This is a genomic window from Nocardia sp. NPDC058633, from assembly GCF_042717045.1.
Lineage (GTDB): Bacteria > Actinomycetota > Actinomycetes > Mycobacteriales > Mycobacteriaceae > Nocardia.
The window spans coordinates 75,931-92,702 of record NZ_JBHXRA010000012.1 but is presented as its reverse complement, the minus strand read 5'-3'; the positions used below and the strand labels follow the sequence as shown (position 1 = coordinate 92,702).

At 67.8% G+C, this 16,772-nt stretch carries 18 protein-coding genes; 7 read left to right on the top strand and 11 right to left on the bottom strand.

All coding sequences use genetic code 11. The features are described 5' to 3' along the window. Positions 1-21 precede the first annotated feature (21 nt). Positions 22-1,209, top strand: a complete 1,188-nt coding sequence (locus tag ACFWUR_RS17680; RefSeq protein ID WP_378908160.1) for a lipase family protein — start codon at positions 22-24, stop codon at positions 1,207-1,209. On the opposite strand, the gene ACFWUR_RS17675 is transcribed toward ACFWUR_RS17680, so the two are convergent. The 3 genes from ACFWUR_RS17675 to ACFWUR_RS17665 are packed head-to-tail and all read right to left on the bottom strand — an operon-like array spanning position 1,210 to position 4,768. After that, the gene (locus ACFWUR_RS17675; RefSeq protein ID WP_378908159.1) at positions 1,210-3,285 is read right to left on the bottom strand and encodes a xanthine dehydrogenase family protein molybdopterin-binding subunit; all 2,076 of its coding nucleotides are present in this window, start codon (positions 3,283-3,285) and stop codon (positions 1,210-1,212) included. It abuts the gene before it with no gap. Continuing rightward, positions 3,282-4,268 carry an FAD binding domain-containing protein gene (locus ACFWUR_RS17670; protein WP_378908158.1) on the bottom strand — a complete coding sequence of 329 codons (987 nt, stop codon included), beginning with the start codon at positions 4,266-4,268 and terminating at the stop codon, positions 3,282-3,284. Before ACFWUR_RS17670 ends, ACFWUR_RS17675 begins: the two co-directional genes overlap by 4 nt. Beyond that, entirely contained in the window at positions 4,265-4,768 is a 504-nt protein-coding gene (locus ACFWUR_RS17665) for a 2Fe-2S iron-sulfur cluster-binding protein (RefSeq protein WP_378908157.1), read from the bottom strand. The genes ACFWUR_RS17670 and ACFWUR_RS17665 overlap by 4 nt, the downstream gene beginning before the upstream one ends. Positions 4,769-5,006: 238 nt before the next feature. On the opposite strand from ACFWUR_RS17665, the gene ACFWUR_RS17660 reads away from it, so the two are divergent. After that, positions 5,007-5,792 carry an alpha/beta fold hydrolase gene (locus ACFWUR_RS17660; protein WP_378908156.1) on the top strand — a complete coding sequence of 262 codons (786 nt, stop codon included), beginning with the start codon at positions 5,007-5,009 and terminating at the stop codon, positions 5,790-5,792. 47 nt (positions 5,793-5,839) lie between these two features. Here ACFWUR_RS17660 and ACFWUR_RS17655 read toward each other — a convergent pair whose 3' ends face one another. From ACFWUR_RS17655 to ACFWUR_RS17645, 3 genes are all read right to left on the bottom strand, one after another. Beyond that, the gene (locus ACFWUR_RS17655) at positions 5,840-6,292 is read right to left on the bottom strand and encodes an anti-sigma factor antagonist (RefSeq protein WP_378908155.1); all 453 of its coding nucleotides are present in this window, start codon (positions 6,290-6,292) and stop codon (positions 5,840-5,842) included. 145 nt (positions 6,293-6,437) lie between these two features. Beyond that, complete coding sequence (locus tag ACFWUR_RS17650) at positions 6,438-7,541, bottom strand: glutamate--cysteine ligase (RefSeq protein WP_378908269.1); 1,104 nt, start codon at positions 7,539-7,541, stop codon at positions 6,438-6,440. Between the two features lie 81 nt (positions 7,542-7,622). Next, a complete protein-coding gene (locus ACFWUR_RS17645; protein ID WP_378908154.1) occupies positions 7,623-7,796 on the bottom strand; it encodes a CsbD family protein in 174 nt (57 codons plus the stop codon). A 125-nt stretch (positions 7,797-7,921) separates the two neighbouring features. Here ACFWUR_RS17645 and ACFWUR_RS17640 point away from each other — a divergent pair, with 125 nt between their 5' ends. Beyond that, positions 7,922-8,608, top strand: coding sequence for a PAS and ANTAR domain-containing protein (locus ACFWUR_RS17640; protein WP_378908152.1), 687 nt, complete (start codon positions 7,922-7,924; stop codon positions 8,606-8,608). 585 nt (positions 8,609-9,193) lie between these two features. On the opposite strand, the gene ACFWUR_RS17635 is transcribed toward ACFWUR_RS17640, so the two are convergent. Continuing rightward, positions 9,194-11,338 carry a catalase gene (locus tag ACFWUR_RS17635; RefSeq protein WP_378908151.1) on the bottom strand — a complete coding sequence of 715 codons (2,145 nt, stop codon included), beginning with the start codon at positions 11,336-11,338 and terminating at the stop codon, positions 9,194-9,196. 34 nt (positions 11,339-11,372) lie between these two features. After that, a complete protein-coding gene (locus tag ACFWUR_RS17630) occupies positions 11,373-12,212 on the bottom strand; it encodes a glucose 1-dehydrogenase (protein ID WP_378908150.1) in 840 nt (279 codons plus the stop codon). Between the two features lie 287 nt (positions 12,213-12,499). On the opposite strand from ACFWUR_RS17630, the gene ACFWUR_RS17625 reads away from it, so the two are divergent. The 4 genes from ACFWUR_RS17625 (at position 12,500) to ACFWUR_RS17610 (ending at position 14,935) form a co-directional block, all read left to right on the top strand. Then, a complete protein-coding gene (locus ACFWUR_RS17625) occupies positions 12,500-12,937 on the top strand; it encodes an anti-sigma factor (RefSeq protein ID WP_378908148.1) in 438 nt (145 codons plus the stop codon). Positions 12,938-13,034: 97 nt separating this feature from the next. Then, on the top strand, positions 13,035-13,871 hold the full coding sequence (locus ACFWUR_RS17620) for an RNA polymerase sigma factor SigF (RefSeq protein WP_378908146.1): 837 nt from the start codon (positions 13,035-13,037) through the stop codon (positions 13,869-13,871). Positions 13,872-14,009: 138 nt separating this feature from the next. Continuing rightward, the gene (locus tag ACFWUR_RS17615; protein ID WP_378908145.1) at positions 14,010-14,429 is read left to right on the top strand and encodes an STAS domain-containing protein; all 420 of its coding nucleotides are present in this window, start codon (positions 14,010-14,012) and stop codon (positions 14,427-14,429) included. 77 nt (positions 14,430-14,506) lie between these two features. After that, positions 14,507-14,935 carry an ATP-binding protein gene (locus ACFWUR_RS17610; protein WP_378908143.1) on the top strand — a complete coding sequence of 143 codons (429 nt, stop codon included), beginning with the start codon at positions 14,507-14,509 and terminating at the stop codon, positions 14,933-14,935. Here the strand turns inward: ACFWUR_RS17610 and ACFWUR_RS17605 are convergent. From ACFWUR_RS17605 to ACFWUR_RS17595, 3 genes are read right to left on the bottom strand one after another with little or no spacing between them, the layout of a single operon-like run. Then, a complete protein-coding gene (locus ACFWUR_RS17605) occupies positions 14,910-15,905 on the bottom strand; it encodes an iron-containing redox enzyme family protein (RefSeq protein WP_378908141.1) in 996 nt (331 codons plus the stop codon). The genes ACFWUR_RS17610 and ACFWUR_RS17605 overlap by 26 nt on opposite strands. Then, on the bottom strand, positions 15,905-16,084 hold the full coding sequence (locus tag ACFWUR_RS17600) for a CDGSH iron-sulfur domain-containing protein (RefSeq protein WP_378908139.1): 180 nt from the start codon (positions 16,082-16,084) through the stop codon (positions 15,905-15,907). The genes ACFWUR_RS17605 and ACFWUR_RS17600 overlap by 1 nt, the downstream gene beginning before the upstream one ends. Before the next feature lie 13 nt (positions 16,085-16,097). Beyond that, positions 16,098-16,772, bottom strand: a complete 675-nt coding sequence (locus tag ACFWUR_RS17595; RefSeq protein ID WP_378908137.1) for a HemK2/MTQ2 family protein methyltransferase — start codon at positions 16,770-16,772, stop codon at positions 16,098-16,100.

Sequence of the window (16,772 nt, the reverse complement as noted above, 5' to 3'; positions counted from 1 at the left end):
TCCGACAGACAAGGATCCGCCATGCGCCGGATACTGACCGCCGCGCTGACGGTGCTGTTCTACAGCATCACCGTCGCCCTCTTCGCTCCCGCGGCGACGCCTGAACCGCTCTATCCCACACCGAATCCCGACCCCTTCTTCACCGCGCCCGCCGATATCGGGCACTTCGCCCCCGGCGACGTGGTGCGCCAACGCAAGTTCAACCTCGGCCCCTACCAGGGCACCGACATCTGGCACGTCGCCTTCCGCTCGACCAACTCCGCGGGCGACCCGATCATGGGTGTGACCACGGTCTTGATCCCCGCCGGTGTCGCGAACCCGCCGCTGGTGTCGTATCAGGCGCTGATCAACTCCCTCGGCACCAAATGCAACCCCTCCACCTCGCTGATCAACGACGAGACCCCCGACGCGTTCGGTGCGGTACTGCCGCTGGGCCGTGGTTGGGCGGTGGCCCTGCCCGACTACCTCGGCCCGAATGTCGCCTACGGCGCCGCCAAGCTCAGCGGCATGGTGACCCTGGACAGTGTGCGTGCGCTCCAGCGAGCGCCCGAGCTCGGCCTCGGACAGTCCCCGATCGCACTGGCCGGGTACTCCGGTGGCGGATTGGCGACCGCGTGGGCCGCCGCCATGCAACCGACCTACGCGCCGGAGTTGACGCTCGCCGGCGTCGCCGCGGGCGGCATCCCGGCCGACCTCGAACAGATGGCGCTCGGGATCGGCTTCGGGCACCATCCCGGTTTCGGTCTCGCCTGGGCGGCGGCAATGGGCCTGGAACGCGAATACCCCCAGCGTTTGCCCATTTCCGACCAGCTCAACGGCGAGGGCCTGTGGTTCCGCGACTTCACCGCCGACGAATGCCGACGCTTTCTGCTGTTCCACGGTGTGGCCCGCAGCGCCGAACAGTTGGCGGCGACCAAATCCCTGATGGACAGCCCCGAAGCGCGGGCGGTGCTGCGCGAGAACAGTTTGCGCCACAACCCCGCGATCCCGCAGACCCCGATGTTGATCTGGCAGGGCGTCTTCGACGGGCTGACCCCCTTCGACGCCGTCGAAGACGTCGCCACCCGCTACTGCGCGGCAGGCGCGCCGGTCACCTTCTCCCGCTACCAGATCGCCGAGCACATGACGACCGCCGTGGCAGGTCTGCCCGAGGCCTGGAACTTCATCGAAGCCCGGTTCCGCGGTGAACCCGCGCCGACCCGCTGTTGATCACAGCGCGCCGAGCAGGTCTTCCAGGCGGACCGGGACATGTCGGAGGCGGACGCCGGTGGCGTGGTAGATCGCGTTACCTACCGCGGCCGCCGAGCCGACGATGCCGATCTCGCCGATTCCCTTGCTGCCCATCGGGTTCAGATGCGGGTCGTGTTCGTCGATCCAGCTGACATCGATGTCGCCGATATCGGCGTTGACCGGGATGTGGTACCCGGCCAGGTCGTGGTTGACCACCGTGCCGAGGCGTGGATCGAATTCGCTGCGTTCGAGTAGTGCCATCGACAGGCCCATGGTGACGGCACCGACGAACTGCGAACGGGCCATGCGCGGATTGATGATGCGGCCCGCGCCGAAGACACTGACCACGCGCGGAACCCGGATCTCGGCGGTGTCGCTGTTCACGCGGACCTCGACGAAATGAGCCCCGTAGGCGTGGGTCGAAAACTTCTCTCGCTCAGGGTATTCGGGTGCTTGTACGGTGATCTCGGCGCCGTCGGCGGGTTCCTGCCCGAATCGGTCGCGGAAGGCTCGCGCGGCCGCCACCACGGCCGAACCCCAGGACGCCATGCCGGTCGAACCGCCCGCGACCGTCCCTTCGGGGAGATCGGAATCGCCGATGCGCAGCGCGATCCGGTCCAGCTCGACACCGAGCGCGTCGGCGGCGATCTGGCCGAGCGAGGTCCAGGTGCCCGTGCCGATATCGACGGCGTCGATGGCCACTTCGTAGCGGTCACCGCGACGGCGCACGCGGGCGCTGTTGCCCCCGGCGGTGTCGGCCGGGTAGGTGGCTGCCGCGACCCCGGACCCGATCAGCCATCGGCCCTCGCGTCGCGACTTCGGCGCCGGGTCGCGCTGCGCCCAGCCGAAGCGCCGCGCCCCCGTACGCAGGCACTCGGCCAGCCCGTGCGTGGAGAACGGGTGCCCCGATTCCGGGTCGACTTCGGGTTCGTTGTGGATGCGCAAGGCGATCGGGTCCATGCCGAGCGCGACCGCGAGTTCGTCCATCGCCGTCTCCGCCGCGAACATCCCCGGGCAGTGCCCGGGCGCGCGCATCCACGACGAGACGGGGACGTCCAGCCTCGCGAAACGGTGCGAGGTCGCTCGGGTGGCCGCCGCGTACATGACGCGACTGACCACCGCGGTCGGTTCGGCGAATTCCTTCACCGTGGACGCCTGCGCGATCGCCGCATGGGCGATCGCGGTCAGGGTGCCGTCGGGATGCGCGCCGAGCCGGATCCGCTGCACGGTCGGCGTCCGGTAGCCGGCGAGGGAGAACAGTTGTCGCCTGGTCAGCGGCAGTTTCACCGGTCGTCCACCGGACAGTGTCGCTGCCATCGCCGCCAGCACGATATTGGCGTGCGGCTCACCCTTGGACCCGAAGCCTCCGCCGACGAAGGGCGCGATCACCCGCACCTGTTCGGGCGCCAACCCGAACAGCGGCGCGATCTTCGACCGCACCACGTGGGGGCCCTGGGTGGAGTCGAACAGCACCAGGGTGTCGTCGCTCCAGTGCGCGACGGTGGCGTGCGGTTCCATCGGATTGTTGTGCACCATCGCGGTCGTATAGGTGTGGTCGATCGTGACCGGGGCGATGTCCATGGCCGCGTCCACGTCACCGATCGAGGTGTCGGCGGGAAATCCGCCGCTCACCTCGTCGGGGTGGGAGAGGTCGTCGCGGTCGGCGCCGAACGTGACGTCGGCGGGCTGTTCGTCATAGGTCACGCGCACCTGGGCGGCGGCTTCGCACGCCACCTCCAGGCTGTTCGCGATGACCGCGCCGATCACTTGCCCGCGGAACGCGATCTCGTCGTTCTGCAGAATGAACAGTTCGTTGTCGTCGTCGACGGCCAGCCGGGGCGCGTTGTGGTGGGTGAGTACCGCGACGACGCCGTCGATCCGCTCGGCCACGGACGTGTCGATCTCGCGGATCCGCCCGCAGATGATCGTCGACTGGATCGCGAAGCCGTACAGGGGATCCGGTTGCGGATGCTCCATCGCGTAGGGCGCGACACCGCGGAGTTTGGCCGGTCCGTCGATGCGGGTGGGTGAGCTGCCGATCGCCCGTGAGTTCATCGCAGCCCGCTCAGCTCACGCAGCGTCGCGACGAGGGTGTTGCGCGCCAACGGGACCTTGAAGCCGTTCTGGCGCTGTGGGCGTGCGTCGGCGAGTTCGGCATCCGCGGCGGCGGCGAAGTGCGCCTCGGTGGCCGCCCGCCCGCGCAGTTCGGCCTCGGCGCGACGGGCTCGCCACGGTGTGGCCGCGACACCGCCGAACGCGATCCGCACATCCCGAACGACCCCGTCGGCGATGTCGACCGCGACCGCCACCGAGACCAGCGCGAACGCGAACGACGCGCGATCGCGAACCTTGCGATAGGTGGAGGTCGCGGCCCAGTCGAGTGCGGGCAGGTCGACGGCGGTGATCAGGTCGCCGTGTTCGAGGACGGTGTCGCGTTCGGGGTCGTCGCCGGGCAACCGGTACAGCTCGGTCACCGGGATCTCGCGCTCGCCACGCGCGCCGAGCACCTGGACCACCGCTCCCGATGCCGCCATCGCCACCGCCATATCGGAGGGATGGGTGGCGATGCACTGGTCGGACGCGCCGAGAATGGCCTGGTCGCGGTCGAATCCGCCGATCGCCGAGCATCCGCTGCCTGGGTCGCGCTTGTTGCAGGGCACGGTCGAATCCTGGAAGTAGGGGCATCTGGTGCGCTGCAACAGGTTTCCCGCGGTGGTGGCGAGGTTGCGCAGTTGGGCGGACGCGCCCGCCGAGAGGGCGGCCGACAGCATCGGGTAGCGAGCCCGGATCACCGGATGCGCGGCGAGGTCGGCATTGCGCACGGCCGCACCGATGCGTACACCACCGTCGGGCAGTGGGCTCACCTGATCGAACGGCAGTCTGCTGACGTCCACGAGCTTCGCCGGCGCGATGATCCCGAGCTTGAGGTGATCGACGAGATTGGTTCCCGCGCCCAGGAATACGGCGTCTGGATCGGCGAGCACCGCGGCGACCGCCTGCTCCGCATCGGTGGCGCGTTCGTAGGCGAACTCCCTCATCGGGCGACCTCCTGAATCGCCGCGACAATGTTGGGATACGCCCCGCAGCGACACAGATTGCCGCTCATCCGTTCCCGGATCTCGTCGGCGCTCAACGCGATCTCGGCCGTCGGATCCGCGCTCGCCTGGCTCGGCGCGCCCGCCTTCACCTCGTCGAGCATGCCGACCGCCGAACAGATCTGCCCCGGCGTGCAGTATCCGCACTGGAAGCCGTCGTGTTCGAGGAAGGCCCGCTGGACCGGATGCAGGTCGTCGCCGTCGGCGAGTCCGTCGGCGGTGACGATCGTGGCTCCGTCGTGGGCGACGGCCAGCGCCAGGCACAACGTCGCCCGTCGTCCGTCCAGCAGCACCGTGCACGAGCCGCACTGCCCGCGATCGCACCCCTTCTTCGGGCTGGTGACCCCCCACTGTTCACGCAGTACATCCAGGAGGGTGGTGCGGGTGTCGACGTCCGCCACCCGGCTACGCCCATCGACTGTCACATTGATCCGCGCACGCATCGAACGGCCTCTCGTCGTGGGACACCGACTCCACACAGACACACGCAGCCAACCCGTCCGGGCTCGCTACCAGCACAGACGGTACCGCTGTGCGCACCAGCTCCACGCTACCCAATACGGGTCGCTCGGGTCGGGCTCCTGGCCGCACCGATGAGTTTCGTGCGGCGGCGCCGTCCTATCGGTAGACGACATCGGATCGATCGGTGATCCACGCGCCCGGTATCGGAAGGAACGACTCATGAGGATGGCCACGTCGAAGGACGGCACGGAGCTCGCCTATGACGTCTCCGGGCAGGGGCCTGCGCTGGTGTACATCACCGGCGCGACGTGTTTCCGCAGGTTTCGTCCCGTTCTCGCCGACGTGGGGGTGTTCGCCACGAAATTCACGGTCTACAACTACGACCGGCGCGGCCGTGGGGACAGCGCAGACGTGCTGCCGTACGCGATCGAGCGAGAAGTCGACGATATCGAGGCCGTAGTCGACGCCGCGGGTGGACGAGCGATTCTCTACGGCCACTCCTCGGGTGCCGCGCTGGCACTCGAGGCGGCAGTGCGGATGCCGGACAAGATCGACAGGGTCGTGATCTACGACGCTCCCTATGTGCACGACGAGGCCGAGCGGGCTGCCTACGCCGAACTGGCCCAGAAGGTATACGCGCTTCTCGACGAGGGAAGGAATGCGCGAGCGCTGAAAGCATTCCTGAGTGGGATCGGAATGCCACGGGCGTTCGTCGCGCTGCTACCGCTGTTTCCCGGCTGGAAGACGATGAAGGCTCTCGCTCCCACGCTGCGCTACGACATCGGGATCACCGAGACACTTCCCCCGGTGGAACGTTTCGCGAGCATCCAGGTACCGGTGAATGTCGTTGTCGGGGGCAAGAATCCGGCCGGCATGCAGCAGGTGGCGCGAGAACTGGCCTCGGCGATCCCCCGTGCCGCGCATCGAGTGCTCGCCGGGCAGGACCACATGGTCAGCGCCGCGGCGTTGCTCCCGATACTGACAGATTCCGCCGTCGATAATTGAACCCGCTTGCGCCGCCAGGGTTCTCGGCCTTGGCCTAGATCGTCCGCCTAGATCGTCGTCCACGACGGCGGCGGGATCGTTCGGACGGACTCCAGCAGTGGGAGCTTGCGCGCGACGGCCAGGGCTTCGGTGCGGCTGGCGTAGACGGGGAGCCACTCGGTGAGACCGGCGGCGGTGATGATGCGGTCGGTGACCGACGGGACGGGATTGATCACACTCATCCGCAGCTTGCCCCGTTGGGCGCGGGTCGCCATATCGAGGATCGCCCGGCAGGACATGAAGGTCACGTCCCGGATGTCGATCAGCAGATGACCCGAATCCCCCTCCGCGGCGATGGCGTCGTCGAGAACCGCGCGCCACTCGGGCAGATTGCAGGCGTCGATCTCCCCGTGCACGTGCAGCACGGTCGCCGTGTGATGGAGGGTGATCTCCACGCGCAGCGCCGAGGCGCAATCTTCGGTCCGGGCCGTCTTGTCACCATGGTTGGAATGGGTGGTCACGAGTGCTCGATCCCTCGACACCGGCAGGTGTACACACTGCCCCGGCCGGTCCTGGTGGCTCAAGATCGGCTGGTGAATCAATTTCAGCACGCCGAGTCGACGGTGTCACCGGTTGTGATGGATCTGATGCGAGCCACCGTTGCGGTCAACGGCATCCTTCGAGGGTGGCGTCGGCGATTTCGCTGATCACGTCGGCGATCTCGTGTCGTCGGTGCATCGCCGCCAGCTGACGGCGCGCGCCGTTTCCGCGCTCGGCGAGCGCGCTGACCGCCTCGGTGACGAAGCCGCGGTCGCCGCACCGATCCAGTGCCGAGGAGATGTCGTCGACGAGCGCGGCGAGCAACTCCTGATGGGGAACGACTCGTCCCGCGACCAGGTCGAGGCCCGCGCCGTCCAAGCCCGAACGCGCGGCGTTCCAATAGGCGGCCCGTAGGACGTCGCCGGACACCGCGGGCGCGGGGATGTCGTGCGCGATCGCCTCGAGCGCGGTGACGACGATTCCTCGGATGAGCGCGGCCAGCAGGGCGGATTCTTCGACTGTCGCCGCAACGTCACTCACCCGGATTTCGACGGTCGGGAAGGTCTCCGACGGGCGGACATCCCAATAGACCATCTTGTTGTCGAGGATGCTGCCGCTGGCCCGCATCATCGCGACGATCGATTCGTAGTCGCCGAGTGAGGCGAAATACGGTGGCGGACCCGCACTGGGCCACCGGCGCCACAGAATGCTGCGCCAACTCGCGTAACCGGTTTCGCTACCGCGGTAGATCGCCGAGTTCGCGGTCAATGCCAGCAGGATCGGCAGTCGCGGTCGCACATGATTGCTGACCAGAACCGCGGTCTCGCGGTCGGGCACCGCCACGTGCACGTGGCACCCGCACAGTCCCTGCTCGTGGGCGATCATGCCGAACGAGTGCGCGATGCGCTGGTAGCGCGGTGTATCGGTGACCGGATATCCCGCGGGCACTGTCGGCGGCACCGCCACCGCCAGCAAGCGGGTCCCGTGCTCGGCCGCGCATTCGGCCACCCGGCGTCGCGAGGTCCGCAATTCCGTCAGCAACGCGCCGATGTCGGTGTGCACCCTGCTGCTCGTCTCGACCTGACAGCTCGTCAACTCCAACTGCAGATCGATCCCCGCCCTCTTCGCCGTATCGGCGACCAGGGTGTTCTTCGGCGCGGGGGCGCCGGAGTCGGGCTCGGTCAGCAGGAACTCCTCCTCGACGCCGACCGTCGGAACATGCGCGGACACTTTCCTCACCTCCAGCACCTGCGGAGCGAGCGCGGGTCATCGGTCCGATGTGGACCGATGACCCGGGCGCTGTATCAGCGGTCAGTCGCGGAAAGCGTCCTTGACCTTTTCGCCGGCGTCCTTCAGGTTCGACTTCGCCTGGTCGCCGCGGCCTTCGTTCTCGAGATCACGGTCGTCGGTGGCGCGGCCGGTAGCTTCCTTGGCCTTACCGGCCAGCTCCTCGGCCTTGTTCTTCGCCTTGTCAGCGATACCCATGACATTCCTTTCAGGCTGTTTCTCGGCCAACTGGTGGCCGTGGGCCGTCCTGGGGACCCATGAACGGCCTACCCGGGTCTCCCAGGTGCAAACAGGCACAGCCGGCAGGGTGAATAATCAGGCGCATGACCGAACGGGACGACACCTCCATGGCAGAGCGCGCGCTTGTCGAGCGCGTGATCGGAGTGGGCGACCCGTCGACCGTCGGGCGCTTCCGGTTTCGATTCGCCACCAGGCAATGGGAGTGGTCCGACGAGGTCGCGCGGATGCACGGCTACCCGCCCGGTACCGTGCCGACGACGGAGATGTTGCTCTCACACAAGCATCCCGACGATCGGGATCGGGTCGCGGCGATGCTCACCACGGTGGAGGTGAGCGGTGCCTTCTCGAGCCATCACCGCATCATCGATACACACGGGCGGGTGCGCGACGTGCTGGTCGTCTCGGTGCCACTCACCGATCCGGACGGGACGGTGGTCGGTACCGAGGGCTATTACATCGACCTGTCCGATACCGCGGCCGAATACCGGCGTGAGGCACTCGACAGCACCCTGCCCGCGTTGCTGGAGGCGCGCGTGGTGATCGAGCAGGCCAAGGGCGCGCTGATGCTCGCCTACGGGGTCAGTGCCGACCAGGCGTTCCGGGTGCTGCGGTGGCGGTCGCAGGAGACCAATGTGAAGCTGCGCGCGATCGCCGAACGCTTGGTGGCCGCGTTGCCGACCGTGGCCGGTGACGAGGTGCGGCTGCGAACCCGGCTCGACCATGTGCTGCTCACCGCGCACGAAGGCACCCGAGTAGACCCCGTCGGCTAGCGGAGGAGGTCTACTCGGGGGCGGGCGCCGCCTATCGAAGCATCGGCGGTGGGGGGACCGTATCGGGACCGGGTGGACCCGGTGGAGCCGGTACCGGATCGCCGGGCCCCGGCGGAGTCGGCGGGGCGGGTACCGGATCAGGACCGGGTGGGCTCGGCGGCGGGGGCACCGGATCCGGGCCGGGCGGGCGGGGTGGGGTCGGCACCGGGTCGCCGGGGCCCGGCACGAACGGGTCCGGTGCGGGGCCCGGTGGCGCGGGCTCCGGGGGTACGGGCACCGGGCTCGGCTCGGTGAGCTCGATCGCGAACATCATGGTCTCCTGTCATCGGTGCGCGAGCGGGTACGCGACGTTGAGCACCCGCACAGGCCACGAAGCAGGTCGAGCGCGCACACCGCGACGACGTCGTCGGCATCACGATGGTGCGTTCGACCTGCCCGAGGTACTCCGGTGTCGACACCGTGTAGCGAAAAGCGTGGCTGGGCCGGTTCTTCGGCGCCCGATTCAGCGTCGACCCGTCACCACACTGGTGGAATGCCCGCCCACACGCACTCGAAACGGTGGCGGCACTACACCGTCGGTGTAGATCAGGAGTCGTCTTCGATGCGCGCCCACGCGCGATGCTCGGCCAGATCGGTGAGCAGCGCGCTCGTCGCCGACACCGCGTCGGCGACGGTGACTCCCGGTGCGTCGGGGTCGATGTCGTTGCGCTGCAACGCCGATACCGCGGTACCGACCGCGCCGATCGCCTTGCCGTGCCGCCACATCTCCTCGACCAACAGGTTCACCCGCTGGTCCGCGGGGGCGGCCAGCAACAGCACCGCGTCGAATTCGACCGATCGCATCGTGGCGAAGGTCCGTGCCACCGGAATACCGCCGACGACTCCACCACGCGCCGCGACGAGCATCGGCCTGACCTTGGCCTCTTCCAGTGCGGTCATGACGTCCTGCACGGCGTCGGCCGACGCCTCGTCGACCAGTACGGCCACCGTCCGGCCGTCCACCGGGAAATCGCCGTGCCGCTGCGACAACGCGGGACTCGGCGCGAGATCCACGACTTCGCTGGTCGGGGCAGGCTTGTCGAGCCCGAGCTGTCCGGCCACGTAGTCTGCCAGCCCGTCGTCGACATTGACCAGCATCTGCAGGCCCCGCTTGCGCACCGTCTCCGACAGGCACTTCCCGAGTTCGAAGGAGAACGCGTCAGCCAGATGCTGCTGTTCGCCGGGGGTCAGACTGCGATAGAACATGCGCGGTTGCGAGTAATGGTCGGCGAACGAAACCGAGCCCGCGCTGTCGGCCGATGTCCGCAGTTTCGCGGTCGGCGGCGGAATGGGTGTCGGCGATTCGACATAGGCGTCGCCGGCGAAAGTCGCCGCGTAGGGGCAACCACCGCCCAGCGAATTGGGTTTGTAGGCAGCGACTCCGGGGTGCACGGCGGTCTGGTGCATGCCGTCACGGAAGAGGTCGTTGACCTCGGCGTGCGGGGTGTTGATGGGCAGCTGCGTGAAGTTCGGGCCGCCGAGCCGACTGATCTGAGTGTCGAGGTAGGAGAACAACCGGCCCTGCAGCAGCGGGTCGTCGGTGACCTCGATGCCGGGGACCAGATGCGTCGGGCAGAAGGCCACCTGCTCGGTTTCGGCGAAGAAATTCTCCGGATTCGCGGTGAGCCGCAGCGTGCCGATCGTGCGCACCGGCGCGAGTTCCTCGGGGACGATCTTGGTCGGGTCAAGCAGATCGATGCCCTCGAAGAGATGGTCGGGGGTGTCGGGGAACACCTGCACACCGAAATCCCATTCGGGCGGCATACCCGCCGCGATCGTGTCGGCCAGATCCCGGCGATGGAAATCGGGGTCGAATCCGGCCGTCATCTGGCATTCTTCCCACAGCATCGAGTGCACGCCGAGCCGCGGCTTCCAGTGGAATTTCACCAGACTCGTCGTGCCGTCCTCGGCGACCAGACGAAACGTGTGGATACCGAACCCCTCCATCATCCGCAACGAACGCGGCAACGCCCGGTCCGACATATTCCAGAAGGTGTGCGCGGTCGCCTCGGTGTGCAGCGTGACGAAATCCCAGAAGGTGTCGTGCGCGGACTGCGCTTGCGGGATCTCGCGGTCGGGTTCCGGCTTTCCGGCGTGGATCACATCGGGAAACTTGATCGCTTCCTGGATGAAGAACACCGGAATGTTGTTACCGACCAGGTCGTAGACCCCTTCTTCGGTGTAGAACTTCACCGCGAAACCGCGGGTGTCGCGCACCGTGTCGGCCGACCCGCGTGAGCCGAGCACCGTGGAGAACCGGACGAAGACCGGCGTGCGCGCGTCGGCGGCCAGAAACTTCGCCCGCGTGAGCGACGCGGCGGCGCCGTTGGCGACGAACACCCCGTGGGCGGCGGTGCCGCGGGCGTGCACGACCCGCTCCGGGATACGTTCGTGGTCGAAGTGGGTGATCTTCTCACGCAGGTGGAAGTCCTGCAGCAGCGTCGGCCCACGCGGACCCGCCTTGAGCGCGTGATCGGTGTCGGCCACACCCGCGCCCTGCGGGGTGGTCAGTCGAGGGCCCTGCTGGGCGCGCACGGTCGCGTCCCCGGGAACCGGCGCGCCGGTGGGGCTGCGCAGCGCGGGACCTTGTTGATCGGCTGCCGGACCCGCCTGCTCGCACGGGGTCCCCGCGTCCTCGTCGGGGGGTGTCGGGGGGCGGGTGAATTCGGCCGGAATATTGTTGTCGGTCATAGTATTTCGTCGTCCCTTCGTCGCACTGAGGAAATCAGAGAATGGGTCTGCCGCCGGTCACTGCGAGTCTGGCTCCGGAAATGTAGCTGCCGTCGTCGGCCGCCAGCAGAACATAAGCCGCGGCGAGTTCCGCGGGCTGACCCGCCCGTCCCAGCGGAGTGTTGTCGCCGAACTTCGCCACCTTTTCCGGTGGCATGGTGGAGGGAATCAGCGGGGTCCAGATCGGGCCCGGCGCCACGCTGTTCACCCGAATCCCCTTCTCGCCGAGCAACTGCGCCAAACTGGCCGAGAGATTCGAGATCGCCGCCTTCGTCGCGGCATACGGCGCCAAGGTCGGATTGGGCATGTCGGAATTGACCGAGGAACTGCCGATGATGGAGGACCCCGGGCGCATGTGCGGCACCGCCGCCTGTACCAGATGGAAGTATGCGCCCACATTCACGGCGAAGGTGTAGGCGAATTCCTCGTCGCTGATCTCGGACAAGTCGGTATGGGTCATCTGATACGCGGCATTGCTCACCAGCACGTCGACGGTGCCGAATTCCTCGACCGCCCGCGCGATCACCGCGCGACAGTGCGCGGGCTCGGACAGATCCCCCGGCACCAGCACGGCACGACGTCCGGCCTGCTCCACCCACTCGGCCACTTCCCGCGCATCGGAGTCCTCGTCCAGATAGGAAATGAGCACGTCAGCGCCTTCACGGGCGAAAGCGATCGCCACAGCCCTGCCGATTCCGCTGTCCGCGCCGGTCACCACCGCCGCTTTGCCTACCAGCTTCGCCGACCCGCGATAGCTGTGCTCCCCGCAATCGGGGACCGGTGTCATCTGCGACTGGATCCCGGGAACCTTTTGCTGTTGTTCGGGAAAACCCATGTTCGAAGCCCTCCAGCTAGGAAGTACCGTCCTCCGGGGGACTACCGCGTTATTCACTCGGCAAACAGCGGTTCGGCCCCGGCTCGTGGGGTAACCGGCGCGTATGGAGATAATTGCGATCGTGGCCTTGGTCGCCCTCGTCGCAGTGGTTCTGCTGATGCGCAAGTCACGTGGCAGGCGCCCAGATGAACCGGAGTCGACAGGCAACGACCCGAAATGAGCCCGAGGCGTGACCGGATGGTTACGGGGTAACCTGCGACCAAACGGTGTGTGGATGAGGAGGTGGCGTGCGAGCTCGAGACCGCGACACCGCTCCCCGTTCGCGGACCGTCGGGTTCCAGGTGCCCGCGGAACTGGATCAGCTGAGCATGGTGCACGCGCTCGCCGAAACTGTCCTGCTCGTAGGCGGTTTCGCGCTCGACGAAGTCACCGATCTGCTCCTGGCACTCGACGAAGTGGCCACCGCGTTGATGCTGGCCGCGACGCCGAACTCGGAACTCGACTGCTCCTTCACCGGCGGTGACGGCGCGCTCGGCGCCCGGGTGAGCGCACTGGCCCGCGAGCCCGCCGCCCTCGACGAGCAGTCCTTCGGCTGGCATGTCGTCGCGACGCTGACCGACGCACTGCGCACCGACTACGCCGGCTTCGACCCGGCTCGCGGCGGCTATCCGACCACCGTCGAATTCGGCTGGATTCGGCGCTTGCACGGACCTACCGAGTCGTGACATTCGGGGACTAGCCTCAGAGGTAGGGCATAGCCCCGGGTCCCGGTGGGTACCCCATGAACACATCTGCAACCGCCTGGAAGTGAGGCAAGTAGCGATGACATGGGAATCAACGAAGCCAGCCGACCGTCCGACCGTCCGACGGTCCCATTCGCACGGTGACAGTTACGACAACATCGAACCGTGGTTCGAGAAGCTGCGGGCACTGCCGCCCGGCGACGCGCACCGCGACATGGTGCGCGGACAGGTCATCGAACTGTGTCTGCCGCTCGCCGACCATATCGCGCGCAAGTTCAACGGCCGTGGCGAGCAGTTCGACGACCTCGAGCAGACCGCCAGGGTCGGGCTCGTGCTCGCCGTCGATCGCTATGACGTCACCCGCGGCTCCTCCTTCCTGTCCTTCGCGATCCCGACGATCATGGGTGAGGTGCGCAGGCACTTCCGTGATCGCACCTGGGCGGTGCGTGTGCCGCGACGGCTCAAGGAGATCCAGCTCAGGATCGGCCCGGCCACCGAGGACCTGTCGCAACGGCTCGGGCGATTCCCCACCGCGCACGAACTCGCCGACGAACTCGACGTCGACCTGGTCGAGGTCACCCGCACGCTGGTCGCGGGCAACGGATACCAAACCAACTCCATCGACGGGGTCACCCATGACGGGCGCGACAACTCCACTCAGCCGATCACCGACACCCTCGGCTCCGACGAGCCCTGCTACCAGCTCACCGAGGACGCGATGGCGGTCCGTCCGCTGATCGCCGCCCTGCCCGCCGAGGAACGGCGGGTGCTGATCATGCGCTTCTACGAGACCAAGACCCAGGGTCAGATCGCCGAGGAACTGGGCGTGTCGCAGATGCAGGTCTCGCGGATCCTGTCTCGGACCTTGGCCTCGCTGCGTGATCAGGCACTGGCCGAGACGACGCCGGCGCAGTGACAGCAGCGCCGCCACGTGCCAGAATTGTTCCAGGTTGAGACCTCCAGCCGACCCCGGATCTCGTGCACCGCGCCTCGGCTGTCGACCGAGGGCATGTCGGTAGTGCGAACCGGATCGCCCTGTCGCACAGGAGGCTGTATGTCTGTCGTCATGGATCGCCGGCATTCGAGTCGGCTGCGCTGGTACCGCGGGCGCTCCGCGGACGCCGCAGCCGAGTTGGCCCTGCGCGACCCGGGACGACCAGGCTGCTGGGTGCTACACGGCGGTGTCGTGCTCGACGCCGCGCGAATGCCTCGATTCTGTGCGCTCCTGAATCGCTCGGTGCGGTCCGGCGCGCGCATCGTCGTCCTGGATCTGCGCGGCACCGAATTCCTGAGCATCAGGGTCGCGGCGATGCTGCGCGAGGTCAAGATCGACGCGTGGGCACACGGGGTCGATCTCTGCCTGCTCACCGGCACGCGTGAGGTGGAGCGGGCACTGGATCTGGTCGGCGTGCGGCCGCTGTTCCGGTACTACCAGTCGGTCGACGAGGCCTCGGGGTCGGAACCAGGTCACTGAGAAGCCGTTTCGCACACCCTGATCCTGGGTATGCGCTCGATGAACCCACTCCGGCGAAAGCTCGGGAGGAGGACATCGTGGATTCGAGCGACCGGATCATCACCGACTCGACACGTGCGACATCGACCCGCGTTCAGATCGACGCCGACCTCGGCCAGATCGTCATGCTCCGCGCGGTTGCCGAAACGGTTGCCCTGATCGCGGGTTTCGCCGTCGACGAGGTCGCCGACATCCGAGTCGCGCTCGACGAGGCGGCCACCTGCCTGATCCTCGACGCGGTACCGGACTCCCAGATCCACTGCGAGGTAGTCGCCGACGGGTTCCGGATCCGCGTCGCGGTCAACGCGATCTGCGGCAGCGACAACCCGGTGGACACGACCGGATTCGGCTGGCATGTGATGCAGTCGATCACCGACCATCTCGCCGCCGACCACGCGATCTACGACCGAGAACTGGGTGGCTATCCGGCGGCTGTCACCTTCACGCAGGTGCGGCGGGTGCACTGATCTCGGTGCGCAGCGAACTGCGGTCCTCGTTCCAGCATTTCAGCACGTGATCGGCGAAGCGGTCTTCGAGAAGGTTCGTGGCCTGGATGCCGAAGACGATCGAGGCGGCTTCGGCCGGTTCGTCGGCCAGCAGCCCGGCGATGACATCGCGACGCATCACCTGCTCGTGCACCGCGTCGGCCTCGACGTGTTCGGTGTAGAAGTGCGCGCACGCGGGATGCGGGAGCAGCGTGCGGGCGAGTTCGGCGAGGCGTCGCGACGCGGGCGAGGAGGTGATCTCGGCGGTGGCGAAATGCCCGACCAGTGCGCCACGCAGACCGCGATGCAGACCGAACAGCGACATCATGTCCACCAATGCCAGCATCGGCGCGGGCACCGTGTCCAGATAATGCAGATAGCCGGGCTCGAGGTCGGCACCCGACAGTAGGTCGGCGTAGAGGCGAGCGTGCACGCGCTCGCCGCGGCCGCCGCCGAACTCGTCGTACTCGACCGCCACCAACGACGCCTTCGCCTGTCCGCGCAGGCGCGGGATCACCCAGGCATAGGGGTCGGCCTCGATGTGGTGGTAGATCGAGCGATGGACGAAGTACTCGCGCAATTGATCGGCGGTCCCCCGCTCGGCGAGGAATCCGGCGACGCCGTCGGTATCGCGGGTCGGTTCGAGCAGGCGGTCGAGTTCCGCGTCGACGTCGTTGCCGCCGGGGACATCGGCACGCAGTGCCGTGAGCAGCTGGTTCTCCAGGTCACGGCGCAGGCGTAGCAGGTCCGGGTCCCATTCCCAGTTCTCGTCGACGTCGGTGAATCCCTGATAGTGCAGTTCGTAGCAGGTGTGCAGGGTCAACAGCAGGTCTTCGCCGTAGGGGTCGAGTGTCCCGACGGCCGCAACCGCGGACCCCGGTGCTCGGGTGAGCACGTCGACGATCGCGGCGGACACCTCGCCACGCGGGTGCGGAAGTGATCGCATGGCCATCAGTCGACTCTCCTCGGGTGACGTCGGCGCCGGTGGCTGGTGTCGCACAACGGGTAGGTGCCCGATCGACGGCACAGACACAGTGCCACCACGAACCGGTCGCAGTGCAGGATCGTGCCGTCGGCGGTGACCAGGTCGACGGGTCCGTCGATGAGCGCGGGCCCGTCGTCGGTGAGCACGACGCGCCGCGGTTCAGGCGGGGTCGGCGACGACGGGAGACGATGTTCGGTCGACACGGATCACCACCAGTTCCTCCTCGCGCTGGCCGGGCCGGATGAAGCCGTTCGCGGCCAACCACCCGGCGCGGGCCCGCATCACGGGCCCGAACGGGACCGTTCCCCTCGCCACCACCTGGGCTTTCGTGCCCTGCTCGCGCAATTGACACAGGCTGCGCTGGGGATCGCTGATCGCCGAATGCACGATCAACCCGACGCCGTGTTCGGTGAGCAGATTCGGCAACATCGCGCACAACCGGTCGAGCACGCTCCTGCCGTCGTGGCCCGCGTCCCAGGCCAGCGCGGACCCGCGGCCGGTCGGCCGCTCGGCGGGCACGTAGGGCGGGTTCGCCACCACCACATCGAAGCGCGGCAACCGCAACGCGGATCCGAAATCGCCGTGCAGCAATTCCACAGCGATGCCGCGCAACCGGCAGTTCATCCACGTCGACATCAGCGCCGATCGGGACAGGTCGACCGCGGTCAGGCTCCCCGCGCCCGCGGCCGCGGCGGCCACCGTGAGCGCCCCGGTACCCGCGCACACGTCGAGCACGCGGCCCCCGCGCAGCGAGGGCACCTCACGCAGCGCGTGAGCGAGCAACCAGGTGTCGGCCTGCGGCCGGTAGACGCGCGGCGCGCGTAGGACCACCAC